The sequence below is a fragment of the Nocardia sp. NBC_01009 genome, assembly GCF_045208035.1.
In the GTDB taxonomy this organism is placed as follows: Bacteria; Actinomycetota; Actinomycetes; order Mycobacteriales; family Mycobacteriaceae; genus Nocardia.
This window is the reverse complement of record NZ_CP108695.1, coordinates 8185991-8209918: the sequence shown is the minus strand read 5'-3', so window position 1 is coordinate 8209918 and position 23928 is coordinate 8185991. Positions and strand designations below refer to the sequence as shown.

The window sequence follows — 23928 nt, the reverse complement described above, 5'->3', positions numbered from 1 at the left end:
TGCACTGAAAGGTATTCCGTGGAATTGTCGGATGATGTGATCAACAGACGAATTCCAACGATCGGTTTTCTCACCTCGGCGGCGGCCATAGCGCTTGCCTCCTTCGCCGCCGTGCCCGCGAGTGCGGACACACCGTTCAACGCCCCCGAAGTGAGCTTCAACGGCACCGCTGTGGGCACGGTGACTGCCACACTGCGCAATCCCAACGATCGCGGAACCTGCTGGGCGGAGGCCTCCATCGGGAATCAACGCGTCTTCTTCGGCGACAGCAAACCGCTGGACGGTTATGAAGAGGCTGCACGGAATGAGACGCTGGCCGGCGTTGGCCAGACGGTCACGGTGAAACTGGAAGGCCTCGAGCCGGGATCGACGATCAATGTGCGGGGCGGTTGTGTGAACAAATGGGAGGAACAGTTCAGTAATTTCGTCGCGGTCACCGTTCCCGCGACCGGCAAGCCCGCCACCGGCAGCTTCGGCTTCTAGAAAACGGCGAGACCGTAGCTCACAGGTGACCATCGGCGTGGAGCGTCATGCCGATGGTCGCCGTCGATCTTTAGTCCAAGAGCTGCCAGCGGCTGCTGGCCCGTGTGCAACGCGGCTGTGCGTGGGTTGCGTTGTGTGCTCGCCGGTTGTGGGAGGCTGGAGGCGTGAACCGATTGGGCAGTGCGACATCGCCGTATCTGCGTCAGCACGCCGGGAATCCGGTGGATTGGCGGGAGTGGGACGCCGAGGCGCTGGCCGAGGCAGCGGCGCGGGACGTGCCGATTCTGCTGTCCATCGGGTACGCGAGCTGCCACTGGTGCCACGTGATGGCGCACGAGTCCTTCGAGGACGAGGCGACCGCGGCGCTGATGAACGCGAACTTCGTGTGTGTGAAGGTGGACCGGGAAGAACGGCCCGATCTGGACGCGGTCTACATGACCGCCACCGTCGCCATGACCGGTCAGGGCGGCTGGCCGATGACGTGCTTCCTCACCGCGGACGGTGAACCGTTCTACTGCGGCACCTACTACCCGAAGCTGCCCCGGGGCGGCATGCCGTCGTTCACCCAGCTGCTTACCGCGATCACCGACACCTGGATCAACCGGCGCGACGAAGTGAACAAGGCGTCCGCGCAGGTGACCGAGGCGCTGCGGGCGCAGGCGGCGGGGCTGCCCGGCGGCGATTTCAGCATCACCACCGAACTGCTCGATCATGTGGTGGCCGCGGTGCTGCGCGAGGTGGATGATAAGCACGGCGGCTTCGGTGGTGCGCCGAAGTTCCCGCCGTCGGCGCTGCTGGAAGGGTTGCTGCGGAGCTGGGAGCGCACCGGTGATCCCGCGGTGTTCGAGGCGGTGTCCCACACCGCAGAAGCGATGGCTCGTGGCGGCATCTACGACCAGCTGCGCGGCGGCTTCGCGCGCTATTCCGTGGACGATGCCTGGCTGGTACCGCATTTCGAGAAGATGCTCTACGACAACGCCCAATTGCTGCGCGCCTACGCGCATCTGGCGCGCCGGACGGGATCGGCGTCGGGCGAAACGGTCCTCGCGTGGCCGCTCGCGTTGCGCATCACGGAGGAGACCGCAGGCTTCCTGCTCGATGATCTCGGCACCGAACAGGGCGGTTTCGCCTCCGCACTGGATGCCGACACCCACCTGGAGCCGGGCGGGCCGGGGGTCGAGGGCGCCACCTATGTGTGGACACCCGCCGAACTGATCGGCGAGCTCGGACCCACCGACGGTGCCTGGGCCGCAGAGGTTTTCGGAGTAACCACTGCGGGCAACTTCGAACAGGGCACCTCGATCCTCACCCGATACACCGATCCCGACGCCATTAAGGCCGCGGTGCCGGTCGATCCGGATGCCCCCGCCCGCTTCGAGCGCATTCGAACCACGCTGCGCGCCGCCCGCGACCGTCGCCCGCAGCCTGCGCGCGACGACAAAGTAGTAACCGCATGGAACGGGATGGCCATCACTGCGCTTGCCGAAGCGGGAGCTGCGCACGGCCGCCCCGATTGGGTTGCGGCTGCGGCGCATTGCGCACGCTATCTGCTCGGCCGGCACGTCGTCGATGACCGGGTGCTGCGCGCCTCGCTCGGCGGCGTCGCCGGAACGGCACCCGGGGTGCTGGAGGACTACGCGTGGCTGGCTGTCGGGCTGCTCGCCCTGCACCAAGCCACCGGTGAACCGAGTTGGCTCGCCGAGGCACAACGCCTGCTGGACAAGGCCATCGAGCACTTCGCCGACCCGGCGGCGCCGGGCAGCTGGTTCGACACCGCCGACGACGCGGAAATCCTGGTCACCCGCCCGCGCGACCCGATCGACGGCGCCACCCCGGCGGGCGCCTCCGCGCTCGCTGAAGCACTCCTGACCGCAAGCGCCGCAAGCGATCCTGCCCGCGCGGTGCGCTACCGTGAGCTGGCCGACCAGACCCTCACCCGAGGCGCGGTGGTGCTCGCTCGCGCACCACGCTCGGCCGGGCAATGGTTGACAGTCGCCGAGGCAGCGCTGCGCGGTCCGCTCCAGGTTGCGATCGTCGGTCCGAGTGGCGCATACCTCGGCGGCGGTGAACTGTCGCTCGATGCGCCAGGCGCGGTCGAGTTCCAGGACGAGCGGAGATTGCTCTCGGCCGCAAGGAAATCGGCCCCTGGCGGCTCGATAATCGTTGCGGGCGAACCGGACTCGGTGCCGCTGCTGGCCGATCGCCCTCTGGTCGACGGCGCGGCCGCGGTGTACGTGTGTCGCGGCTCGGTCTGCGACCTCCCGGTCACGACCGCTACGGACGTGCAGGCGGCCCTGGGCAGGCAGTGAACGAAGTCAGGGCTTTTCGCCCCGTGTGCGACTCGTGGTGACCGCGTCGGACCCTGCTGCGCGCACGTGGAGCGCGTCGGACTCGTCTTCCGTTGCCGGTGTGCGGATCTCGGAGATCGGACTGCGATCGGCCGTCGGGTCCGTGCTGGCGTCCGGCGCCGCGGCGACCGCGTTGCTTTCCTTGGTCTCCGGTGCGGTGCAGCGGATTTCGGTGACCGCACTCACCGGTGTGGCGCCGTCCTTGGCGATCGCCGCCGCGGCGTGTTCGGTGCCGGCGGCGGGGTGGCCGGTGCTGCCCGTGGGGTCGATATCGGTCCAGCAGGCGGTGGGTTCCTTCATGCCGCGCAGCCGGATCGATTCGTACAGGGTCCATTCGGCCCTCTCGTCATCCGCGGCGGCTTCGATCACTGTGCCGCTCACCAGGATTCGACGGGGGACCTCCTTGGCCTCGGTCGTCAGCCGTGCGGCCTCGTTGACCGCGTCGCCGATGACGGTGTATTCCAGCCGGGTATCGGAACCCACGTCGCCCGCGAAGACCAGGCCGAGGGCGACGCCGATGCCGATATCCAGTTCACCGGCGGCGACCACTTCGTCGCGGATCCGGCGGGCGGCCCGCAGAGCCGGGGTTGCGTTGTCCCGCAATGCAATCGGTGCGCCGAAGATGCACAGTGCCGCATCGCCCTCGAACTTGTTGACCAGACCGTTGTTCGCCTCGGTCGCCGCGACCACCGTCGAGAGCAGCCGGTTGAGCTTGGCGACGAACTCCTGCGGCGGCAGCCCGGTGGAGAGTTCCACGGAGCCGGTGACATCCACGAACAGTGCCGCAACCACGCGCACATCGCCGGTCAGATCGACGCCACGGGCCAGGGCCCGTTCGGCGACTTCCGCCCCGACATGCCTGCCGAACACCTCCCGCATCCGCATCCGTTCGCGCAGATTCGTGGCGAGCTCGTTGACCGAATGCTCGAGCCGCCCGATCTCGCTCGCGCTGCCGATCGGCACTCGCACATCCAGCTCACCATGGGTGATCCGGTCCAGCGCCCGGCGCAGCATCCGCAGCGGCGCGGCTACGGCGCGGGCCAGCGTCGCGGTGGCGAGCGCGCCGACGCCGATCCCGACCGCGGCGACGTAGATGCCGGTGCGGATGCGGTCGGACGCGCCGGACACCGGGTCGGCGAGCACCACGATGAGCATCAACAGCGGCATTGCTCCCGAGACCACCCAGGTGAGCACGACGCGGACGAATACCGTTGAGCTCCAATGCATCGTCGCGCCGAGCACGGCGGTAACGATCGGAATGGTCGGTCGGATCAGTCGATCGACGATCAGGAAGGTCAATGCCGCCGATTCGAATCCGCCGAGGACGAACATCGCCATCATGACGGCGAGGTCGTGCTGCGGGGTCACCCGCGATAGCGCCGCGGCAGAGATGATCACACCGGGCAGCCACAGGGCAAGGGCGCGCGTGGTGATGGCGATCGGCAGCCGCAGCAGGCGGCGGGCCTCTTCCGGTGTGGGTTTGCGCCCGTCGTCGAGCCAGCCGAAGTACACGGTCCGGTCGCGGATCGCGAGTGCGATACCGGCGAGGAATCCGACCGCCGGGTAGACAGCCACCAGCGCCATGGCGCGCACGGTGTCGGGGCCGAGCCGGTGGAAGAAGCCGCTGAGCCACAGCTCGGTGACGATGACGGCGAGACCACTGAGGTTGCAGGTGATGACGACCGCGGCCAGACCCCAGCGGGCCCGCAGTGCCCAGACGACCAGCTTGGCGATCACCGGTTTCGCGAACCTTCTCCGACGGGTGTCGGCAGCCACCAGTTCCAGGTGCCGAACAGCTTCATCAGCGCGGGCACCAGGATCAGCCGCACCAGCGCGGCATCGATGGCGACGGCGACGGCCAGCGCCAGTCCGATCTGCTTCAGCTCCAGCACGCTCGCGGTGAGGAAGCTGCCGAAGATGACGACCATGATCGCGGCGGCCGCGCTGATCGGCCGTGCCGTGTGCTGGAGCCCTGCGGCGACCGCGTGCTCGTTGTCGGCGGCGGTGCGCGGACTGTCCTCCCAGAACTCTTTGATCCGCCGGATCAGGAACACCTCGTAATCCATCGACAGTCCGAACAGCATGGCGAACACCATGATCGGCAGGAACACCTGGATGAACCCGGTGCTCTGGAACCCGAGCAGCGACTCACCGATACCCCATTGGAACACCGCGACGGTGATACCGAGGGCGGCTCCGGTGGCCAGCAGATTCATCACGATCGCCTTTACCGGCAGCACGATGCTGCGGAAGGCAGCGACGAGGAACACGAACGAGCAGCATAGAACCAGTGCGACCACCAACGGCAGTTTCCTGGTGATCTCGTCGGACATGTCGGCGAATTCGGCGGTCACGCCACCGACCAGCACCTGCGAATCCGGCAGCCCCGCGGCATCGGCGCGGATATCCCGGACCAGCGCGTTGGCTTCGGGCGAATCGAACGGCGTCTCGGCGATCACTGTCGCGAAGATGCGCCCATCGCGCTGGAACGGCAGCACCCGGTCGATGCGCTCGTCGTGGGCGAGCTCGGTCAGGAAGGTCTGCACCTGTCCGGCCGCGTCGGCGGACAGTGCCGTGTCGTCGGGGCCGGTCGCGATGAGCGTGATCGGCGCCAGCAATCCTGGCGCGAAATTGTCCGTGGCGATGGCACCGGCTTTCCCGGAGGCGGTCTCGCTCAAGGCCGCGGTGCCCATATCGACGCCGTAGCGCACTCCAGCGAGCGGTGCCGCGGCCAGCAGCAGAACCAGCGTGGCGGCTATGCTGAACAGCGCGGGCCGTGCCATCACGGTCCGGCTCCAGCGAGCCCACCGGCCGGTGGCCGGATCGACGGCGTCCGCGCCCGCCCGTGTCTCCAGCGGCTGCCAGCGGGCCGGGAGCGCGCCCCGATTCACCCGCGGACCCAGCAGCGCCAACAGCGCGGGCAGCAGCGTCAACGCCACGCTGAGCGTCGCGATGACCGCGACCACAACGCCGACGGCGATACCGCGAAACACGGGCGCGCGTACCACCATCAGCGAGCACAGCGAGATCATCACGATCAGCCCGGAGGCGACGATCGTCTTGCCCGCGGTGGCGACGGCTACGCCGCAGGCATGCGCGATGCCCGCCGGCGAGGCGCCGGGTGGCTGCTTGGCGAGTTCTTCCCGGAACCGGCTGGCCACGAACATCGCATAGTCCAATCCGATGCCCGTGCCGATCATGGTCGCGACCGCGAGCATCAGGGAACTGGTGCCCATCACATGCGATATCAGGAAGAGCCCGCCGAATGCGAGCAGCAGCCCGCTCAGCGCCACCGCGACCGGCACGAACGCGGCGACAACGGTGCCGAGGGCCACGATCAGGAGCGCGAACGCGACCGGCAAACCGATCGCTTCGGCTCGGCCGGAATCGGCGACCTCGATTTCCATCAGATCGCGCAGTCCGGGGGAGAACCCGGCGAGGCCGACGGTGACCTCGTCGCCGGACTGGTGGCCCGCTAGTTCCTGGAGCTCGTCGGACAGCGCGGCGCGCGTCGGGATATCGCCGTCGATCCCGATGATCGCCAGCGCGGCATGCCTGGACGCGGAGATCTGGGACTTCTGGTCGCCCTGGAAGGGACCGAGAGCGATCCGGACACCCGCAACGCCACCCACATCCTCGACCGCTCGTTCGATGACGGCTCGGTACTGCGCGTCGTCCACCGTCCGCTGTGCCGAATAGAACACCAGCGCAAGCTCTTCGGCGCCGAGATCGGGGTAGTGCGCGGCGAGCAGCTCGGAGGCCCGTGTCGATTCCACATTGTCGGCGTGGAATTCGGCGGCCTCCAGCCTGCCGTCGAGTTTCGGGTAGGCGATCGCGCAGGTGACGATGACCAACAGCCACAGCACCGCGATAGGACGGCGGTAGTGCGCCATGGCCACGCCCCAGCGATAGGCCAACCGCTGTTCCGGTGGCCGAGCCGTGGCCGGTTTATCGGTGTGGATCGTCTGTTGTGCCATCGTCTGCCGCCCCGAATCGAGTTCCCTCGTATCCGACTGTATTGCCGAAACCGAGGGAATGGGACGGTCGAATTGTTCACTTCGCCCGTTGCGGCCGGTCAGCGCAAGACGACCAGCCAGATTGCGACATAGTGGCACAGTGCCGCGAGCACGGTCGCGGCGTGGAAGAACTCGTGATGACCGAATACCGCGGGCCACGGATTGGGCCATTTGGTGGCGTAGAGGATCGCACCACCGCTGTAGACGAGCCCGCCGATCAACAACAGGATCAGCGGCGCGATGCCGACCTGCGAGTTCAGCTGCCCGGCGACCGGGACGATGGCCCAGCCGAGCAGCAGATACAGCGGCACACCGACCCAGCGCGGCGCCGTCGGCCACAGCAGTTTCAGCGCGACGCCCGCGAGCGCGCCGATCCAGACCACCAGCAGCAGGGTCTGTCCGGTCCGCCCCGGCAGTCCGAGTAGGGCGAACGGGGTGTAGCTGCCCGCGATGAACAGGAAGATCATCGAGTGGTCCGCGCGCTTCATCCGGATGCGCGCCTTCGCGGTCGGCCAGGTCACCCGGTGGTAGACGGCGCTGATCCCGAACAGTCCGCACACTGTCAGCCCGTAGACCAGTGTCGACCAGCCTGCCGTCGCCGAGATGGTCGCGGCGGTGGCGACCAGGACGATGACCGCGATTGCCGCGATGCCGACGGCCCAGGTGTGGATCCAGCCGCGCAGCCGCGGCTTGCCGAGCGCCGACACCAAGGATTCGCCTGCCGTGCCCGGGGTTGTGCTGGATGCCGCGTCGGCGGCGACCGATTCGGACACCAGTTACCTCCAGTTTGTACCGCCCAGTAACCTACGGGACCGTAAGTTATGGCTCTCCGTAGTGTACGGGATTCGCGGTCGCTGCCGGGATCCTGCCGGTGAGGCGTACTGTAGGTCGCCGTGGAGTTTCCGAGTCGGGTGCGTGGATTGCCATACCGCATCTACGAGGCGCGGCTGTCCAAGCAGCTGGCCGGCAAACAACATCCCCGGCATGTCGCGGTGATGTGCGATGGTAATCGGCGCTGGGCGCGGGAGAACGGTTTCACCGATGTCAGCCACGGACATCGAGTCGGTGCGCTGAAGATCGCCGAACTGGTCGGCTGGTGTGCCGCCGAGGGCATCGAGATGGTCACCGTCTACCTGCTCTCGACCGAGAACCTGCAGCGCGATCCCGACGAGCTGGAGACCCTCTTCGAGGTGATCACCGATGTCGTCGAGGAACTATCGGATCCGGAACAGAACTGGAGCGTGCGCATCGTCGGCTCGCTCGACGGATTCCCCGAGCTGATCGCCAAGCGCCTGCGCACCGCTGCCGAACGCACCAGCGGTCGAGACGGGGTGCATGTGAATGTGGCCGTCGGATACGGCGGCAGGCAGGAGATCGCCGACGCGGTCCGCAAGCTGGTCCGTCAGGAGATGGCGGCGGGCGAGACCGGCGAGGACCTGGTGCAGTCGATCACCGTCAACGCCATCGGCCAGCACCTGTACACCTCCGGCCAACCGGATCCCGATCTGGTCATCCGCACCTCCGGTGAGCAGCGACTTTCGGGGTTTCTCCTCTGGCAGAGCGCATACTCGGAAATATGGTTCACCGAGGCGTACTGGCCGGAGTTCCGGCGGGTGGATTTCCTGCGCGCACTGCGCGATTTCGCCGCCAGGCATCGCCGCTTCGGGGTCTGAGCACTCGATCGCGGCGCGAATCGGGTTCCGCCTCGCCGCTTCTCGCGTACCGTGCGGTCTTATGAGTGCGTACGACGATTGGCTGGGCGGGCCACGCGAATTCGCGCTCGACGAGACGGCAGGGCAGCACCGTGATCCGGTGTCCTACGTCAGTTACGAGGAATTCGGCAGGCGCTTCCTGGAATACGCCGCCTCCGAAGCACGCATCGCCGGCGCCTTCGGTCAATTGGCCGGTGCGGCATTCGATTTCGGCCCGATCGGAGTCGGGCCCGGTCACCTGGTCAAGGCCAGTGCCCAGGTCCAGCTCGGACAGCCGCGGGTGCGTCGCGGCGTCGACGAGTACATCTCCTTTGAGCTGAGCATCCCGCTGAGCGTCGACATGCTCATCGACTTGGCAGTCGACCGGCATCGCTTCCAGGTCGAGGGCTATATTCACCTGCACCTGACCGCGCGCACAGCGGAGCCGCTTCGGGTGATCATCGACATCGCCGAGCCGCGCCCGAGCGACGTCCGCATCAACGTCGCCACTGCCACCAAGCGCGGCCAGCTCTTGCGCATCCTCGCCAGCGTCGACCACGAGATTCGTCGTTTCGTCGCCCGCTATATCGCCAAAGAAATTCGCAAACCGCATATCGCCGCCGCCCGCGATATCGACGTCGCCGCCCGGCTCGACGCGGCCTGGAAACTCTAGCGACCGGCTGGTACACCGATCGGGTTACAGCTTGCGCAGGCGCAGCCGGTTGATGGTGTGGTCGGCATCCTTGCGCAGCACCAGGGTGGCCCGAGGGCGGGTCGGCAAGATGTTGTCGACCAGGTTGGGGCGGTTGGTGGAATTCCAGATCTCCTGTGCGGTGGTGGTCGCCTGCTCGTCGGTGAATCCGGAGTAGTGGTGGAAGTGTGCGTTCGGGTCGGCGAATGCGGTTTCCCGGAGCGTGAGAAACCTTTGCACATACCACTTCTCGATGTCCTCGATGCGGGCGTCGACATAGATCGAGAAGTCGAACAGGTCCGAGACCATCAGTCGCGGACCTGTTTGCAGGACGTTGAGGCCTTCCACAATGAGAATGTCCGGCTGCCGCACGCAGTGCAATTTGTCGGGGATGATGTCGTAGGAGATATGCGAATACACCGGTGCGCACACTTCCGGTGCGCCGGATTTCACCTCGGTGACGAAGCGCAGAAGTTTACGGCGGTCGTAGCTTTCCGGAAAACCCTTGCGATGCATGATGCCGCGCCGGGTCAGTTCGGCTGTGGGGTAGAGGAATCCGTCGGTTGTGACCAAATCCACACGCGGGTGGTGATCCCAGCGGGCGAGCAGCGCTTGCAACACGCGTGCCGTGGTGGATTTACCGACCGCGACACTGCCTGCGACGCCGATGACAAAGGGCACCTGCTGGTCGGGATGCTTCTCGCCGAGGAAGGTCGCCGTCGCGGCGAACAGCCGCTGACGTGCGGCAACCTGCAGGTGGATCAGGCGAGCGAGCGGCAGATAGACCTCGGCGACCTCTTCGAGGTCGATCTGTTCGCCGAGGCCGCGAAGCCCGATCAGTTCTTCCTCGGTGAGCACGAGTGGAGTCGACTTCCGCAGCGTGCGCCACTGTTTCCGGTCGAATTCCACATACGGGCTCGGCTCGCTCATTCGTGCCACTTACCCGACGCTCCTGTTAGGCAAACACGCACACATAACGTGGCGCCGCTGTGAGATTCGGTCTAGCTCTGGCCGCATAGCCGAATTCTGCTCTGCGTCAACAGCGTGCGAAAAGCGGGGTGCCACTACCCGATGGTAACCGGGTCGATACCTGTGCTGACAGCGGCTAATGTCGGGCGGCATGGAAGCGCATCCGCTCGTGACGGAGTACCTGCGACTCGGTTTGGCCTTCGACCGGTTGGAGGAAGGTTTCGTCGACGCCTATACCGGTGATCCGGCGCTGCGTCGCGAGGTCGAGAACGCACCCGCACCGGAACCGCGTGCGCTGGCTCGCCGGGCCGCAGCCCTGCGCGCCGAACTGCCCGCCGCGGGACTCGCGCCGGAGCGGACCGAGTTCCTCGACGTGCACCTGCGCGCGCTGGAATGTTCCGGTCGCAAGTTCGCCGGCGACGAGATCGGATTCGTCGAGGAGGTGCGGGCCTACTTCGATGTGGACATCGCGCCCGACGACGAAGCGGCCTACCGCGACGCACACCGGCAGATGGACGAAGTGCTGGCCGGCGAAGGATCGCTGGCCGAGCGGGTTGCCGCCCATCGCAAGGCCGACGAGATTCCGCCGGAACGGCTACGCGCCTGTGTCGAAGAGTTCTCCGGCGCATTGCGCGAACTCGTGCGTGCGCGTTATCCGCTGCCCGACAACGAGCACGTCACCTATGAGGTGGTCGGCGACAAGCCCTGGTCCGGGTTCAACTATTACCTGGGCAACTACCAGTCGACGGTGGCGATCAACTCCGATCTCAAACAGCACATGGCGAACCTGCCGCACCTCATCGCGCACGAGTCCTACCCGGGCCATCACACCGAGCACTGTCGCAAGGAGGCCGGCCTGGTTGCGGCCGGCCAGGCCGAGCAGACGCTGTTCCTGGTGAACACGCCGCAGTGCCTCATGGCGGAAGGTCTCGCCGATCTCGCGCTCGGTGCCATCGTCGGACCCGACTGGGGGAAATGGGCGCAGGAGATATACGCCGATCTGGGCCTGCGCTTCGATGGTGAGCGCGCCGAACGCCTGGCGACTGCGTCGAGCAAGCTGCTCGGCGTGCGACAAGACGCCGCGCTGCTGCTGCACGACCGGCACCGCGACGCAGACGAGGTCGCGCAGTTTCTGCAGCGCTGGAACCTGATCACCCCCGAGCGTGCCCGCCAGTCGCTGCGCTTCCTGTCCTCACCGCTGTGGCGGGCCTACATCAGCACCTATGTGGAGGGCTATCGCCTACTGGGTGGCTGGCTCGATCGCGCATCGACCTCCGATGACCGAGTCGAACGCTTCCGCCGCCTCCTCGACGAACCGCTCACCCCCGGCGCGGTGCGCGATGTGACCCGATAACACTGGTGAGTCGAAGCTGGGTCGCGTGCCCCGTTCGACAAGCAAACCCACGTCCCAGCGGTGTTCCGGGCAGTGCTGGGCACGTCATGTGCCGTACCCGGCTTTGTCTTCCGCAGCCTGTGCAGACAGGCAATGGCTTCCAGCGTGCGGACTGGCTGTGGTTGCGTTCCAAGCATTTTCGGTGGCGAGGGTAGTCGAATGGTGGTCGGTTCGGGGGTGGGAGCCGCCATTTCACTACGCTCGTGCCGCTCGTGGCGTCGGGCGGGTGGGGATCAGCGGAAGATGACGCAGGTGGTGGTGGCGTGTGCGACGAGGCGGCCCTTGTCGTCGACGACGCGGCCCTCGGCGGTGGCGGTGGTGCGGCCGACGTGGATGGTGATGCCGGTCGCGGTGAGTCGCCTGCCGTCGGTCGGGACCGAGCGGATGTAGTTGACCTTCAATTCGAGCGTTGTGTAGCCGACCCCGGGGTCCAGCGTGGTGTGCACGGCGCAGCCCATCACCGAATCCAGCAGCGTCGCGCAGATGCCGCCGTGCGTGGTGCCGAGTGGGTTGGCGAAATCCGGGCGGGTCTCGAGGCCGAAGACCACCTTGCCGTGTTCGAGCAGGTCGACCTCCATGCCGAGCAGATCGCCGATGAACCGCGGCCGGCCCGCCATCGTCATTGCCGTCCGCAGCAGCTCCAGCCCCGACAGCTCGGTGAAATCGATCTCCGGGGCGGCCGTGGTTTCCGAACTCATGGGTTCCGTCCTTTCGGTGAACCGATCGGTCCACATCTGCCATAATTGGAGCATGGACCGATCGGTTCACGCAACTGTGAGGAGGGCACCGATGACCGCAGGCCCGCGCGCCCGGCTGATCGAGAGCGCCATCGAGCTGGTCCGCGAACAGGGCGTGCACGCCGCCGGGCTCGCCGCGCTGCTCGACCGCAGCAATGCCTCGCGCAACTCGCTCTACCAGCACTTCCCCGCCGGAAAGAGTGAACTGGTCGAGACCGCGACCAAGATCGCCGGTGACCGGATGACCTCCCTTATCGATAAGGTCACCGCCGCAGGCCCACCCGAACAGTGGCTCGCCGCACTGGTCGGCTGGTGGAAGCAGGTCCTCGAGCAGAGCGCGTTCACCGCGGGCTGCCCCATCGTCGGCGCCGCGCTCGCCGAATCCGAGCCCCGCGTGCAAGCCGCCGCAGGTGCGGCACTCGGCGACTGGGCCGACCACCTCGCCACCGCCTTCACCGGCAGCGGCATCCCCCGGGCCCGAGCCGCATCACTGGCGAGCTTCGTCGTCAGCGCGATCGAAGGCGCGATCATCCAATCCCGCGCCCGCAAATCCACTACGCCCCTCGACGAGGCACAGGAACATCTCGTGGCCCTACTATCCGCCACAACTCCGGCCTGACTCGAGACACAGCTCGGCGAGTGCCACATGGCTGTCGCGAATGTCGAGACGGACGCACAGCGGTGTGCTGCTCGGCGATGTTTCGACCTGAGCGAACCCCCTGGCGGTGGGCGTATACGGGGGCCAATAGACTGATGCGGTGACGCAGACGACCGCCTCTGTCAATACCCAGTCTCTCGGTGAGCTCGATCCGGAAGTTGCTGCCGCGATGGCAGGCGAACTCGCCCGCGAACGCGACACCCTCGAGATGATCGCCTCCGAGAACTTCGTGCCGCGCGCCGTGCTGCAGGCACAGGGCAGCGTGCTCACCAACAAGTACGCCGAGGGCTACCCGGGCCGTCGCTACTACGGTGGCTGTGAGCATGTCGACGTGGTCGAGACCCTGGCCCGCGATCGCGCCAAGGAGCTCTTCGGCGCCGAATTCGCCAATGTGCAGCCGCATTCCGGCGCGCAGGCGAACGCGGCGGTGCTGATGGCGCTGATGGATCCGGGCGACAAGCTGCTCGGCCTCGACCTCGCGCACGGCGGACACCTCACCCACGGCATGCGGCTGAACTTCTCCGGCAAGCTGTATGAGGTGCACTCCTACGGGGTCAGCAAGGAAGACCACCGCATCGATATGGACGAGCTGCGCAAGACCGCGCTCGCCGCGCGCCCGAAGGTCATCGTGGCAGGTTGGTCGGCCTACCCGCGCCACCAGGATTTCGCCGCCTTCCGTGAGATCGCCGACGAGGTCGGGGCCTACCTGTGGGTGGACATGGCGCACTTCGCCGGTCTGGTCGCCGCGGGTCTGCACCCCTCGCCCGTGCCCTACGCCGACGTGGTGTCCTCCACCGTGCACAAGACCCTCGGTGGTCCACGGTCGGGCCTGATCCTGGCCAAGCAGGAGTACGCGAAGAAGCTCAACAGCGCGGTGTTCCCCGGCCAGCAGGGCGGGCCGCTCATGCACGTGATCGCCGCGAAGGCCGTGGCCTTCAAGATCGCAGGCGGCGCCGAGTTCAAGGACCGCCAGGAGCGCACCCTGTCCGGCGCGAAGATCCTCGCCGAGCGCCTCGGCGGCGGCGACGTCAAGGACAAGGGCATCAGCGTCCTCACCGGCGGTACCGACGTGCACCTGGTGCTCGTCGACCTGCGCAACTCCGAACTCGACGGCCAGCAGGGCGAGGATCTGCTGCACGAAATCGGAATCACGGTGAACCGCAACGCCGTTCCGTTCGATCCGCGCCCGCCGATGGTCACCTCCGGTCTGCGCATCGGCACCGCCGCCCTGGCCACCCGTGGCTTCGGTGATGCCGAGTTCACCGAGGTCGCCGACATCATCGCCACCGCGCTCGCCGGCGGCTCCGACCCGGAATCGCTGCGTGCCCGCGTCGTCAAGCTGGCCCGCGACCTCCCGCTGTACCAGGGCCTGGAGGACTGGAACCTGCTCGGCTGAGCCGACCCGCTCCGACCAACGTCTCCGCACACCATTCGAGGTGTGCGGAGACGTTTTTCATGGATGCACCGACGGGATGGCCTGTGCCGGAACGGAAGTCGCTGTGCTACCGCACCAGCGGACGCAGCGTGCGGCCGGCGAGTTCGACGATGCCGGGCTCGTGGCCGTTGGTGACCATGTTGATGATCAAGCCGTCGACACCGTGGTCGAGGACACGGCGCTGCAGCTGTTCGGCGACATCGTCGGGGTCACCGGCGAATTGGCGATCGGCTTGCGAGGTGCGCAGTTCGGCGGGCAGTGCCGACAGCTCGTCCCCCTGTTTACCCAGCAGATCTGCCTGTAGCTTGCGGGCGCGGTCGCCGTCCTCGTCGAGGATGACGTTGGCGAGGAAGCTGGTTTCGAGAGTCGCCGGGTCGCGGCCGATCTCGGCGCAGCGTTCGTGCAGCGCGGCCAGCTTCTGCGGCAGTTGGGAAGCGTGGCAGATGATGTTGAGATGGTCGGCGTAGCGGGCAGCCAGCGCAAAGGTCTTCTTTTCGCCGCCACCGCCGAGCAGGATCGGCAGGTCGTCGCGCAGGCGCGGTTCGTTCATCGCCTCCTCCGCGCGGTACCAGGCCCCCTCGAAGCTGGCCCGCTGTCCGCGCAACATCGGGATGACGATCTGCAGCGCCTCCTCCAGCCGGGCGAACCGATCGGTGAAGGTGCCGAATTCGAATCCATACTGCCGATGTTCCAGTTCGTACCAACCCGCACCGATGCCGAGCACCGCCCGGCCGCCGCTCACCACATCCAGCGTGGTGACGGTCTTGGCGAGCAGCGCCGGATTGCGATAGGTATTGCCGGTGACCAACGCCGACAACCGGATTCGCTCGGTGGCGGTCGCGAGCGCGGCCAGCGTGGTGTACGCCTCCAGCATCGGCTCCTCGGGCGGGCCGATCACCGGCAGCTGATAGAAGTGGTCCATCACGAACGCGGTGTCGAACCCGGCCGCTTCGGCCTCCTGCGCCTGCGCGACCACCGAGGGGAACAGATCGCGGACCGCGCCCGCGTGGCTGAAATTCGGCATCTGATAACCGAGGCGGATGCTCATGCGAACCAACGCTACTGGGCATGCGCACTCGGTCGACAGGGAGAAACTGACCCTGGCAGAACTCGTGAAACACGAGTACTGGTTGCGTTATCGCTTGACAGCGTGAGTGTGTGGCCAGGGTGCCTGCACGATGGTGCCGGCAACGAGGTCGGCGGCCGCATCGCGGTCTAGTGATCAGGCGGTCGCCGATCGGCCCGGCCGATAGCGATGCCCCCTCGACTCACTGCGCCGGGCAGCTGTCGAGCATCTCGCCGAGCGCGTCGCGTTCGGGCGGGGTGACGTGCAGGCCGTAGCGGGCCTTCACACCGACCCAGCGTCTGGCGTACTCGCACCAATACTCGTGGCGGGTCGGCCGCCACCGGTCCGGGCTCTTGCTGCCCTTGTCCCGATTGGCCTGTTTCTGCACCACGACCAGGTTGTCGATGTCATTGGCGAGGCGCTCGCGCCGATCCGCGGGCCAATCCCATGCACCCGAACGCCACGCGTCACCGAGTGGGACAACATGGTCGATCTCGAGGTCGGAGGCCTTGAAGCGGTTGTAGGGCAATGGTGTACCGGTGTAGGGATCGTTCAACCTGCCGGACAACACCATGCACCGATCGCGGTCGGCCATCCGCACCTCGTGCAGGTCTCGGCGCAGCACCGCATCCCGTGCGGTGCATCCGTCCGACTGCACCGGTTCGCCGCCGTGGCCTGCCCAACCGGGACCGAATGCGTTGCGGGCGTAGCTCTCCCAGTGCTCGTTCCGTGCCACGGTCAGGCTGTTCAGCAGTGCCCGCGCGGATCCGGGACCGGGCGGGAACGACGCTGCCGAGGAAGGCCGAGGACTCGGCGAACCCACCGCCGACCGCATCGAGTCGCGGTGGGTGATCCACAGTGCGGCAGCGGCGGCGGCCACACACAACAGCAGCGCCAGCGTGGCCGCGGCGCTGCGCAGGAACCGTCGCGGCCTGCTCCGGCCTGCCGGCTGCCGAGTCGCCATGCGGGCAGGATGGTCCCCGGCAAATGCACGGACACCAGGGCGCGCAGGGCGTCGCAGGTCCCTAACCGTCGAGCCGCGCTTTGCCGCGAATGATGGATTCGTCCAGGTAGCGGGTGATATCCGTGCTGGTTGCCGGCCGGATCATGAGGGCGCGGTTGGCGGGAATCTCGCAGTAGCGGCCCTCCGTCGTATCAATCCAGCGCAGCTTGCCGGTCCGGATCGGCGTGCCGTTGCGTGGGCCGAGCAACACAACGGCAGAGCCTCTGGTGTCGTAGGGCTGACGCCAGAAGCGCCGGTAGCGTTCCTTGATCGCGCGCGAGGGCGCATTGGCGAACGGGTCGGGACGGTCGTCGTTGAGATCGTCCAGCAGGTAGCTCTTTTCGGCTGCGGTACCCGCAGGCGGGTCCGGCAGTAGCCGAACCAGTTCGGTGGCGAGCTGGTCGACGCGGCAGCGGCGCAAGCGCACCTTGCCACCGTCGGGGCCGGGCGCCTGCACGGCGATGACGCCGGGGCCGCCGCGGGTCGCGCACCCGATGGCCCGAATCTCCGCCGACTCGCGGGCATTGTCGATGCCGAATAGTTCGATGCGCCAATCGGGTCGGGCCAGCACACCGAGCGCGCGCCGGAGGTGGATGTGGTCCTCGCGCGCCAGTTCCGTGCGGAACTGCTGCTGATACGCCTGATACTCGTTGCGGCCGGGGAAGCGGCTGGTGAACCGGAACGGAAAAGGTAAACGGTCCATGCCGGTTCCGAACCACGCGGCCGCGAACTGCTCGGCTGTGAGCAACCATTGCGCCATCACTCGGCCCCGAGCACCGGCGGGACGGTCCGCTCGACCGGGCCGAGAAGTTCCGCGGCATGCTCCTCCGAGCGCAGGTAGCTGGGCGACTCGTGCTCGCCGTCGGTCCCTCGTGCCCGGGTGCGCGGCGGGACCATGTTCGAATAGCCCGCTCCGACTGTCGCACCGGGACGACCGGCGGGGCCGGCGACAGGCTGTGTCCCCGGCGTTCCCGCCGTCGGGCCCGGCTGGCCGGGGACCGACGTGCCTGGTCGAGGTTCGTTGCTGTAGACCGGTGCCGCGGTGGGCGAGCTCGGTGTCGTCGGCCGGCTCGGGATGCCGTCGAGCGCGACCGGCGCGACCGGCGTGTACGCGGTCGGGACCGTTGCCGGATACGAGGCAGGGCCGAGTGTCGAGGGCATGGCCGCTCTCGTCGGGGTGGGTGTGGTGCCTGCTGGAATGGTGGGCGCGCCGTTCTGCCCGCTCGATGCGGGCGAGACTTGCTGCGGAGTCTCTTCTTCCGGCTGCCCCTGCTGCTCCGATTCGGATTGCAAGGCCAGTGTGTCCTGCTTGCCCGGTGTGTCCTGCTCTGCCGGTGCGCCGTGATCTGTGGGTTGGTCTCCAGCTGCCGGCTTGTCCGTGGGTTTGTCCGGCCCGGCGGGCTCGTCGTGGCCGGTCGGATTGTCGTGCTCGGTCCCGCTCTGCGTGCCGGGTTTGCCCGATCCGGTGCCGTTCGGACCGCCGGGTTGCGCGCCGGCGTCCGCACCGCCGATACCACCCGGATTCACACCGACGGGTCGCACCGGCGGTGGCAGCGTCGGAATGTCCGGGGCAGTATTCCCATACGGTTGGATGTACAGCGTGTTCATGTCGTCGCGGGCCTGCTCTTCGGCGGTGTTTCGGGCCGCGGGATCGGTTGTCGTTCCGGAACTTTCGACTATGTCGGGCACTGCGGCCTTGAACCGCGCTGCCGCGCCTGCCGCCGCCGAGAGCGGCTGGGACTGCTGATCCAGTGCCTGCCCGAGCTCACTCATCCGCGCGGTGAACTGCCGGATGCCACGCACGGCGCTGTCCGCGGCGGCCCCCTCCCAATCCTGGTCCGCCGCTTGCTGAATGGCCGCCTCGAATTGTTCCCCGGCCTTGGTCACCGCCGCCGCGATAGCCGACCAGGCTTCGAAGGCGCCGTCGAGCCCGGCCGGGTTCATCTGAACCGACGCCTTTTTGATCTCTGCGTGCGAAAAGTTCTGCGCGTTCTCGGGATTGGTGATCGCGCGGCCGTCGGTTGGTCTCATGACCGGCCCTCCGCCCTTCCGTCAGTGCCGTCTTGACCCTATAGACGCACCCGACCCTGCCCCGGTTCCATCGAAACACACCCCTGCCCTCCGGTGCTAGCCACGCCGTGGCGGATTCGCACCGTCGGACCGGTTCAGTTCGCAACGGACTGGGTGACCAGAGCCGGGTAGTCCCGCAGGTCGATGTTGTTCGCCGCGCTGTCGCTGTACTTCATCATGAGCGTGAACATCCGCGAGTTCATGAACCAATTGCGCATCTTGATGCCGCGCGCGGTCTTCGGCGCGAGGAACGCACCGGCATTGCTGTTGCCCGCGAGCTTGGTGTAGCGGCGCATGATCTCGTCGTAGTTGGCGAAGGCGGTGGGGTGATCGTCGGTGACGGCGAGTTCGCCTGCGATGACATAGGCGCCGACGATCGCGAGTCCGGTTCCGAAGCCGCCCAGGGTGTTTCCGTAGGCCGAGTCGCCGACCAGCGCGACCCGTCCCTTGGCGTAACCGGCCTTCTTCATGTCCACCTTGCTGATCGAATCGAGGAAGACGTCCTCGAACTCGTCGATTTCGGTGAGCATGCGCGGCAGCTCCCAGCCGACGTCGGCATAGGTCTGCTTGATGACCCGCCGCTGGTCCGCGGTGCAGTTGCGGTCGTAGTCGAGTTCCTCGGCGGCGAACATGTAGAGCTGCTGTGCTTTCGAGCCGCCGCTGACCGCGAGCCTGCCCGGTGTGTTGTGCGCATACGCAGTCGCACGTTCGCGCGGCCCGTCGGCGTCGAGGCTCCACGGGCTCGCACCCGCGACGCAGTAGTAGTGGCCCAGGTGCTTGACGAAGTCCTTTTCCGGTCCGAAGGCCAATTTCCGTACCCGCGAATGGATTCCGTCGGCGCCGAACACCAGGTCGAAGGTGCGCGCCGGGCCGCGCTCGAACTCGACGAACACACCGTCGGCGGTGTCGGTGAGTGTGCTGATCGAGTCGCCGAAGAGGTACTCGCATTCGTCGGCGGTCTTCTTGTACATGATCGCCGCGAGGTCACCGCGCAGGATTTCCACGTCGCCGCCGGTGAAGTCGCCGGACATGACGCCGAGTTCTTTGCCTGCTTCGTCGACGAACACCGTGTCGGTCGTGCCGGTGCGCTGCTGCTGGATATCGTCCCAGATCCCCATCCGCTCGAGCACGATGCGGTGCGTCTCGCCCTTGAAGTCGATGGCCTGACCGCCGGTCCGCAGCGTAGGTGCCCGCTCGACCACGGTGACGGCGAATCCGTAGCGGTTCAGCCAGTAGGCGAGGGCGGGACCGGCAACGCTGGCGCCGGAGATGAGAACGGTCTTGTTTCGCATACTGACTCCCTATGTTCTGCGTCCAATGGAATCTGTTTCTGTCGGACACGAATGAGAGTATGGTAGACACAGTTCCGAGTCAAGCCGTATCTCCGGAAGGATGTGGTGATGCCATCACCTACCGCTGTCGAGTTGCTATGGGGAACCCAGCAGCGACCAAAGCGTGGACCGAAGCCCTCGCTGTCACTGAATGGGATCGTCGCCGAGGCGATCGCCCTCGCCGATGCCGATGGCCTGGCAAACCTGTCCATGCAGCGTCTCGCCGAGCGCCTCGGCTACACCAAGATGTCGCTGTATCGCTACGTGCCGGGCAAGGCTGAGCTCACGGCGCTGATGCTCGACGCGGCCCTCGGCACGCCGCCGGATATGGCAGCGATCCAAGCGGATTCGGTCGAGCAGCGCTGGCGCATCGGCCTGCGCCGGTGGACGGAGACGATCTTCGAGAAGTACAACGCGCATCCGTGGTCGCTCGAACTCTCCGTGGGAGTGCGTCCGTTCGGGCCCAACGAGTTGTTGTGGATGGAGGCCGCGCTGCAGGTGTTGGCGGGCACCGGCCTGACCGGAGCCGAACGCCTCGACACCATGGTGCTGTTGAACGGTCACGTCCGCAGCCTCGCGCAGCAATCGATGACGGTGGGTACAGAGGGACTGGAACAACAGCTGATGCGCGAGCTCGGGGAGGTCATGGCGGCCGCGGGCGATCGTTACCCCGAGACAGTCGCGGCCTTCGCCGAGCAAGCTGTCGTCGGGGCCTCCGAACCAGGGGCCGGCCGTGACAATGCGCTGAACTTCGGCATCGACCGCATCCTGGACGGACTCGCCGTCTTCATCGCAGACCGGCGCTGATCTGCCCGGAGCCGACCCGCGCGGCTTACAGTCGGAACATGTCCGATCAGACCGAATTGACAGAAGACGCGATCATCACCGTGCGCGAATTCTTCGCCGCGCTGGAAATGGGCGCGGTGGAGGAGGCGCTGGAGCTTCTGCACCCTGACCTCGTCTGGAAGAACTCCACGCTGCCCGACGTCGGCGGCGGTCTGGCCCGGCGCATCCTGCGCGGTCTGCACCGGGACCAGTTCGGCTTCGCCGTCGAGATGCATCACATTGCGGCCGAGGACGACAACGTGGTGCTCACCGACCGCACCGACATCCTGCGGTTCGGTCCGGTGCACGTGGCGTTCTGGGTCGCGGGCACCTTCGAACTGCGCGAGGGCCGGATCATCCTGTGGGACGACCACTTCAGCTGGGAGAACTTCCTGCGCGGCACCGCTGTCGGGCTGTGGCGCGCGGTGTTCCCGCGCGATTGAGCCGGGAACTAGGAATGCTCGATGAGGTACTCCAGGTAGTACGGGCGCAACACCTCGGCGACTTCGCCGTCGCCCGCATGGACGTAGTCATCGATCATCGGGACGACGTACTTGATGTCGGCCGCGCTCTGGCCGAGGTTGCCCGCCGCAGCCTCGGCAGCGGGGATCGAGGTGAGCAATCGCCACAGGTACTTCACGTCTCCGTGACGCACCGCCAATTTTACCGCCCTGTCGTGCAACTCCTTGGACGACAGCTTCTCCAGATCCTCGTAACCGGCCATGTCTGCGACTCTAACCCTTGGGCGCCGGATGTTCCCGTGAGCTCGGGTTAACGACAAATTCACGGACACGCCTTCCGGTCCGGGAGCGAGGAATCTCGGTCGGCGGTAGCGTCGGTGGTGCGGGTCGCGTCGGTGTGACTCGCACGGGAGGTCCTGACCGTGACTGAGCTATTCAGTACGAGGGGGCCGGCACCCGGCCCTCGTGGCATCTGACTCACGTCGGATCCATCAGGACGGACCGGTCCAGCGAGATCGTCTGTGCGGGTGCCGCGCGGACACAAAGGAGCCCACCGTGACTGCTGCACGCTCCGTTCCCGCTCCCTCGGCGCATTCCCGCTCCGCGAAAAATAAGGATTCCGCCGCTGTCTCTTCGGACACCAAGGGGGCCCGCCCCATGCATTCCCACAGTTCCGGTGCCAGGACCTTTGTGATCGACACTTCGGTGTTGCTGTCGGATCCCTGGGCTTTCACCAGGTTCGGCGAGCACGATGTCGTCCTACCGCTGGTTGTCATCAGCGAGCTCGAAGGCAAACGACACCATCACGAACTGGGCTGGTTCGCGCGGGAAGCCCTGCGCAACCTGGACGATCTACGCCTGCAGCACGGCAGGCTGGATCAGCAGGTGCCGATCGGCACCGAGGGTGGAACGCTGCAGGTGGAACTGAACCACACCGACCCAGCGGTACTTCCGGTCGGGTTCCGCACCGACACCAATGATTCCCGAATCCTGGCCTGTGCCCTCAATCTCGCGGCGGAGGGCCGCGCCGTGGTGCTGGTCTCCAAGGACATTCCCTTGCGCGTCAAGGCGAGTGCGGTGGGATTGCAGGCCGATGAGTACCACGCCCAGGACGTGGTCACCTCCGGCTGGTCCGGGATGGTAGAGCTGGATGTCAACTCCGCTCAGATCGACCGGCTGTACTCCGAGAGTGTGATCGATCTGGATGATGCCAAGGAACTGCCGTGCCACACCGGAATTCGGCTGCTCGGCTCCAGCTCCAGCGCGCTCGGCCGGGTGACTCCCGACAAACGGGTGCAGTTGGTGCGCGAGCGCGAGGCGTTCGGATTGCATGGCCGCTCGGCCGAGCAGCGCATCGCCCTCGATCTGCTGCTCGACGAGAGCATCGGCATCATCTCGCTCGGTGGCCGAGCGGGCACCGGCAAGTCGGCGCTGGCGCTCACCGCGGGTTTGGAGGCGGTGCTCGAGCGCCGCACCCAGCGCAAGGTGGTGGTGTTCCGGCCGCTGTATGCCGTGGGTGGACAGGACCTCGGCTACCTGCCCGGCTCCGAGAGCGAGAAGATGGGCCCGTGGGCGCAGGCCGTTTTCGACACCCTCGACGGGTTGGCGAGTCGCGAGGTGATGGAGGAGGTGCTCAGCCGCGACATGCTGGAGGTATTGCCGCTCACCCACATTCGCGGTCGTTCGCTGCACGATTCGTTCGTGATCGTGGACGAGGCGCAATCGTTGGAACGCAATGTGCTGCTCACCGTGCTCAGCCGACTGGGCACGGGATCACGGGTGGTGCTCACCCACGATGTGGCACAGCGCGACAACCTGCGCGTCGGCAGGCACGACGGTGTCGCCGCGGTGATCGAAAAGCTCAAGGGGCACCCGCTTTTCGCGCACATCACCCTCACCCGTAGCGAGCGGTCGCCGATCGCCGCGCTGGTGACCGAGATGCTGGAGGAGTACGGCCCGAGCGCATAGCCCGGCAAACCCCGTGCGGCGCCTGAATAGTCAGCAACTATTCAGAGTGTGTTTCATCTCACAATCGAATGGGTAATATCCGCCGCGATACGTGTTCAGCAACGACCCGGCGAGTCGGTCACCGATTCGCCGGGTCGTTGCCGGACAGCGGCCTAGGCTACGGCCGACGTCACCGCGTCCGCGGTGTCGCCGGTAGCCACTTTCGAGAGGATGGAAATGCACCACTTCGCTCGACGAACGGCTGGTCTCACTGTGGTGCTCGCGGCGGGCGCATTGCTGCTTGCCGCGGGCTGCAGCAAGGATGACGACAAAGACTCGAAGCCCGCTTCGATGACGACCACCTCGATGCCCTCGATGCCCATGGGGCACATGGAGGAGGAGCACACCGCGGGCGCCGTGGAGGAAACCAAGATCGCTACGCAGGGTGGCGACATCGCCGTTGCCGGCGAGATCCTCGAAAAGTACACCGCGACAGGTGGTCCGACCGGTCCGCTCGGTGCCCCGCTGGAGGCACTGGAGACTGCGCCCAACGACGGTAAGTACCAGGACTTCACCGGCGGCACCATCTTCTGGAGCAAGGACACCGGCTCGCACATCGTGTGGGGCGAGATTCGCAAGGCGTGGGAAGACAACGGCGGCGCCAACGGCAAGCTCGGCTACCCGACCAGCGACGAGCAGGACATCGCGGGCGGCAAGGAGAGCGATTTCAGCGGGGGCACGATCACGTGGGTGGACGGCAAGACTACAGTCACGCCCAAGGCCTGATCGGCCGCGGCGTCCGGG

Annotated in this window: 22 protein-coding genes; 11 read left to right on the top strand and 11 right to left on the bottom strand. The window is 66.7% G+C overall.

From position 1 onward, the window contains the following. Positions 1 to 24 precede the first annotated feature (24 nt). Positions 25 to 483 carry a hypothetical protein gene (locus OHA42_RS37175; protein WP_406232943.1) on the top strand — a complete coding sequence of 153 codons (459 nt, stop codon included), beginning with the start codon at positions 25 to 27 and terminating at the stop codon, positions 481 to 483. 164 nt (positions 484 to 647) lie between these two features. Continuing rightward, entirely contained in the window at positions 648 to 2792 is a 2145-nt protein-coding gene (locus OHA42_RS37170; protein WP_406232941.1) for a thioredoxin domain-containing protein, read from the top strand. Between the two features lie 6 nt (positions 2793 to 2798). Here the strand turns inward: OHA42_RS37170 and OHA42_RS37165 are convergent, their stop codons facing one another. From OHA42_RS37165 to OHA42_RS37155, 3 genes are all read right to left on the bottom strand, one after another. Further along, the gene (locus OHA42_RS37165) at positions 2799 to 4568 is read right to left on the bottom strand and encodes an adenylate/guanylate cyclase domain-containing protein (RefSeq protein ID WP_406232939.1); all 1770 of its coding nucleotides are present in this window, start codon (positions 4566 to 4568) and stop codon (positions 2799 to 2801) included. After that, on the bottom strand, positions 4565 to 6808 hold the full coding sequence (locus OHA42_RS37160) for an MMPL family transporter (RefSeq protein ID WP_406232937.1): 2244 nt from the start codon (positions 6806 to 6808) through the stop codon (positions 4565 to 4567). Before OHA42_RS37160 ends, OHA42_RS37165 begins: the two co-directional genes overlap by 4 nt. Positions 6809 to 6906: 98 nt before the next feature. Continuing rightward, complete coding sequence (locus OHA42_RS37155; RefSeq protein ID WP_406239869.1) at positions 6907 to 7557, bottom strand: hemolysin III family protein; 651 nt, start codon at positions 7555 to 7557, stop codon at positions 6907 to 6909. A 183-nt stretch (positions 7558 to 7740) separates the two neighbouring features. Here OHA42_RS37155 and OHA42_RS37150 point away from each other — a divergent pair, with 183 nt between their 5' ends. Both OHA42_RS37150 and OHA42_RS37145 read left to right on the top strand, forming a co-directional pair. Then, positions 7741 to 8520 (top strand): isoprenyl transferase, encoded by a 780-nt coding sequence (locus OHA42_RS37150; protein WP_328405915.1) that lies wholly within the window; start codon positions 7741 to 7743, stop codon positions 8518 to 8520. Between the two features lie 61 nt (positions 8521 to 8581). Next, positions 8582 to 9211, top strand: a complete 630-nt coding sequence (locus OHA42_RS37145) for a hypothetical protein (protein WP_406232936.1) — start codon at positions 8582 to 8584, stop codon at positions 9209 to 9211. A gap of 24 nt (positions 9212 to 9235) precedes the next feature. Here OHA42_RS37145 and coaA read toward each other — a convergent pair whose 3' ends face one another. Then, positions 9236 to 10168: a type I pantothenate kinase gene (gene coaA, locus OHA42_RS37140; RefSeq protein WP_328405911.1), complete on the bottom strand. Its 933-nt coding sequence runs from the start codon at positions 10166 to 10168 to the stop codon at positions 9236 to 9238. A 181-nt stretch (positions 10169 to 10349) separates the two neighbouring features. Here coaA and OHA42_RS37135 point away from each other — a divergent pair, with 181 nt between their 5' ends. Then, complete coding sequence (locus OHA42_RS37135) at positions 10350 to 11552, top strand: DUF885 domain-containing protein (protein WP_406232935.1); 1203 nt, start codon at positions 10350 to 10352, stop codon at positions 11550 to 11552. 272 nt (positions 11553 to 11824) lie between these two features. Here OHA42_RS37135 and OHA42_RS37130 read toward each other — a convergent pair whose 3' ends face one another. Further along, entirely contained in the window at positions 11825 to 12289 is a 465-nt protein-coding gene (locus OHA42_RS37130; protein ID WP_406232933.1) for a PaaI family thioesterase, read from the bottom strand. 91 nt (positions 12290 to 12380) lie between these two features. On the opposite strand from OHA42_RS37130, the gene OHA42_RS37125 reads away from it, so the two are divergent. Together OHA42_RS37125 and glyA are read left to right on the top strand one after the other, a co-directional pair. After that, a complete protein-coding gene (locus OHA42_RS37125) occupies positions 12381 to 12947 on the top strand; it encodes a TetR/AcrR family transcriptional regulator (protein ID WP_406232931.1) in 567 nt (188 codons plus the stop codon). Positions 12948 to 13155: 208 nt separating this feature from the next. Then, positions 13156 to 14382: a serine hydroxymethyltransferase gene (gene glyA, locus OHA42_RS37120; RefSeq protein ID WP_406239867.1), complete on the top strand. Its 1227-nt coding sequence runs from the start codon at positions 13156 to 13158 to the stop codon at positions 14380 to 14382. A 106-nt stretch (positions 14383 to 14488) separates the two neighbouring features. Here the strand turns inward: glyA and OHA42_RS37115 are convergent, their stop codons facing one another. From OHA42_RS37115 to OHA42_RS37095, 5 genes are all read right to left on the bottom strand, one after another. Further along, the gene (locus tag OHA42_RS37115; RefSeq protein WP_406232929.1) at positions 14489 to 15469 is read right to left on the bottom strand and encodes a TIGR03560 family F420-dependent LLM class oxidoreductase; all 981 of its coding nucleotides are present in this window, start codon (positions 15467 to 15469) and stop codon (positions 14489 to 14491) included. Positions 15470 to 15689: 220 nt separating this feature from the next. Next, on the bottom strand, positions 15690 to 16451 hold the full coding sequence (locus OHA42_RS37110; RefSeq protein ID WP_406232927.1) for an HNH endonuclease family protein: 762 nt from the start codon (positions 16449 to 16451) through the stop codon (positions 15690 to 15692). A 61-nt stretch (positions 16452 to 16512) separates the two neighbouring features. Continuing rightward, positions 16513 to 17193, bottom strand: coding sequence for an ESX secretion-associated protein EspG (locus OHA42_RS37105; protein WP_406232926.1), 681 nt, complete (start codon positions 17191 to 17193; stop codon positions 16513 to 16515). Between the two features lie 56 nt (positions 17194 to 17249). After that, complete coding sequence (locus tag OHA42_RS37100) at positions 17250 to 18521, bottom strand: hypothetical protein (RefSeq protein ID WP_406232924.1); 1272 nt, start codon at positions 18519 to 18521, stop codon at positions 17250 to 17252. 134 nt (positions 18522 to 18655) lie between these two features. Continuing rightward, a complete protein-coding gene (locus tag OHA42_RS37095; RefSeq protein WP_406232923.1) occupies positions 18656 to 19852 on the bottom strand; it encodes an FAD-dependent monooxygenase in 1197 nt (398 codons plus the stop codon). Between the two features lie 108 nt (positions 19853 to 19960). Here OHA42_RS37095 and OHA42_RS37090 point away from each other — a divergent pair, with 108 nt between their 5' ends. Together OHA42_RS37090 and OHA42_RS37085 are read left to right on the top strand one after the other, a co-directional pair. Continuing rightward, positions 19961 to 20698, top strand: coding sequence for a TetR/AcrR family transcriptional regulator (locus OHA42_RS37090; RefSeq protein WP_406232921.1), 738 nt, complete (start codon positions 19961 to 19963; stop codon positions 20696 to 20698). Between the two features lie 38 nt (positions 20699 to 20736). Beyond that, complete coding sequence (locus OHA42_RS37085; RefSeq protein ID WP_406232919.1) at positions 20737 to 21159, top strand: limonene-1,2-epoxide hydrolase family protein; 423 nt, start codon at positions 20737 to 20739, stop codon at positions 21157 to 21159. A gap of 8 nt (positions 21160 to 21167) precedes the next feature. Here the strand turns inward: OHA42_RS37085 and OHA42_RS37080 are convergent, their stop codons facing one another. Further along, the gene (locus tag OHA42_RS37080; protein WP_406232918.1) at positions 21168 to 21440 is read right to left on the bottom strand and encodes a hypothetical protein; all 273 of its coding nucleotides are present in this window, start codon (positions 21438 to 21440) and stop codon (positions 21168 to 21170) included. 292 nt (positions 21441 to 21732) lie between these two features. On the opposite strand from OHA42_RS37080, the gene OHA42_RS37075 reads away from it, so the two are divergent. Beyond that, positions 21733 to 23145, top strand: coding sequence for a PhoH family protein (locus tag OHA42_RS37075; RefSeq protein ID WP_406232916.1), 1413 nt, complete (start codon positions 21733 to 21735; stop codon positions 23143 to 23145). A gap of 210 nt (positions 23146 to 23355) precedes the next feature. Then, positions 23356 to 23910, top strand: coding sequence for an LGFP repeat-containing protein (locus tag OHA42_RS37070; RefSeq protein ID WP_406232914.1), 555 nt, complete (start codon positions 23356 to 23358; stop codon positions 23908 to 23910). Positions 23911 to 23928 lie beyond the last annotated feature (18 nt).

Coding starts and splice junctions, on each gene's coding strand:
- OHA42_RS37160 (WP_406232937.1), bottom strand. CDS start 6,808: ATGGCACAACAGACGATCCACACCGATAAACCGGCCACGGCTCGGCCA.
- OHA42_RS37145 (WP_406232936.1), top strand. CDS start 8,582: ATGAGTGCGTACGACGATTGGCTGGGCGGGCCACGCGAATTCGCGCTC.
- OHA42_RS37135 (WP_406232935.1), top strand. CDS start 10,350: ATGGAAGCGCATCCGCTCGTGACGGAGTACCTGCGACTCGGTTTGGCC.
- OHA42_RS37130 (WP_406232933.1), bottom strand. CDS start 12,289: ATGAGTTCGGAAACCACGGCCGCCCCGGAGATCGATTTCACCGAGCTG.
- OHA42_RS37125 (WP_406232931.1), top strand. CDS start 12,381: ATGACCGCAGGCCCGCGCGCCCGGCTGATCGAGAGCGCCATCGAGCTG.
- glyA (WP_406239867.1), top strand. CDS start 13,156: ATGGCAGGCGAACTCGCCCGCGAACGCGACACCCTCGAGATGATCGCC.
- OHA42_RS37115 (WP_406232929.1), bottom strand. CDS start 15,469: ATGAGCATCCGCCTCGGTTATCAGATGCCGAATTTCAGCCACGCGGGC.
- OHA42_RS37110 (WP_406232927.1), bottom strand. CDS start 16,451: ATGGCGACTCGGCAGCCGGCAGGCCGGAGCAGGCCGCGACGGTTCCTG.
- OHA42_RS37105 (WP_406232926.1), bottom strand. CDS start 17,193: ATGGACCGTTTACCTTTTCCGTTCCGGTTCACCAGCCGCTTCCCCGGC.
- OHA42_RS37100 (WP_406232924.1), bottom strand. CDS start 18,521: ATGAGACCAACCGACGGCCGCGCGATCACCAATCCCGAGAACGCGCAG.
- OHA42_RS37095 (WP_406232923.1), bottom strand. CDS start 19,852: ATGCGAAACAAGACCGTTCTCATCTCCGGCGCCAGCGTTGCCGGTCCC.
- OHA42_RS37090 (WP_406232921.1), top strand. CDS start 19,961: ATGCCATCACCTACCGCTGTCGAGTTGCTATGGGGAACCCAGCAGCGA.
- OHA42_RS37085 (WP_406232919.1), top strand. CDS start 20,737: ATGTCCGATCAGACCGAATTGACAGAAGACGCGATCATCACCGTGCGC.
- OHA42_RS37080 (WP_406232918.1), bottom strand. CDS start 21,440: ATGGCCGGTTACGAGGATCTGGAGAAGCTGTCGTCCAAGGAGTTGCAC.
- OHA42_RS37070 (WP_406232914.1), top strand. CDS start 23,356: ATGGAAATGCACCACTTCGCTCGACGAACGGCTGGTCTCACTGTGGTG.